The organism is Petralouisia muris, assembly GCF_004793545.1.
Taxonomy (GTDB): domain Bacteria; phylum Bacillota; class Clostridia; order Lachnospirales; family Lachnospiraceae; genus Petralouisia; species Petralouisia muris.
Genome location: NZ_SRYA01000231.1, coordinates 1 through 680, shown reverse-complemented (window position 1 = coordinate 680; position 680 = coordinate 1). Strand labels below are relative to the sequence as shown.

Here is a 680-nt window from a genome sequence, read left to right as displayed (position 1 = left end):
CTGAGACCTTCGCATGGTTTTTCAGTTTGACTTCGCCCCGTTCCTGGCTGTCTAAAAATTTCTGATAGCCGGCATCCGTAAGGAACAGGCGCATCTTATCGCCCTTATCGCCGACAGGAGAATTATAAGACAGCACATTGAAGATGATCATGTGCCGTACCTCTGGGGCAAAGCGTTCCAGGGCCATGATGTCATGCCCTTTCAATTTTTCAGCGCCGGATCGCTGCCTGGCCTCCGCAATCTTTTCCCCAATCGTCCGGGGCGGGTAGGGCAGGAGGTAATTCTTCTGAATATCCCGCACGATGTCCATGCACTCGTCATCCGTCAGGACGCGCAGCTTTGCCATCAGGCTTTCCGCTGCCTTCCGCTGTTCAGGGTTCTTTGTGTACCGGGCAGCCATGTGGAGCTCGTTCAGGACTTTGTATTGATAGTCGCCCTCAACCTGAAACAGCAGCCGTTTTTCCATTTCGTTTAATTCCATGTGAATCTCCTTTCTCTTGAAAATGGGTATAAAAAAAGGGCGCCCACCTATAAAAGTGAAACGCCCACGGCAACCAGCGGTCAGGCAATACACCGGACCGCTGGCACTATTAAATTTTGTCGTTAATGAAACAGCCTCCTTTTTTCGCAATGTCATTAACTTAAGGAAAAGAACAATACCGGATGTCTTTACACCCATT

General features: G+C 49.6%; 1 protein-coding gene. It reads right to left on the bottom strand.

Features of this window, described 5'->3' with window-relative positions; all coding sequences use genetic code 11:
• Positions 1 to 481 (bottom strand): DUF5720 family protein (locus E5329_RS32455; protein WP_135992589.1); only part of this gene is annotated, 481 nt, incomplete at its 3' end.
• Positions 482 to 680: the final 199 nt, after the last annotated feature.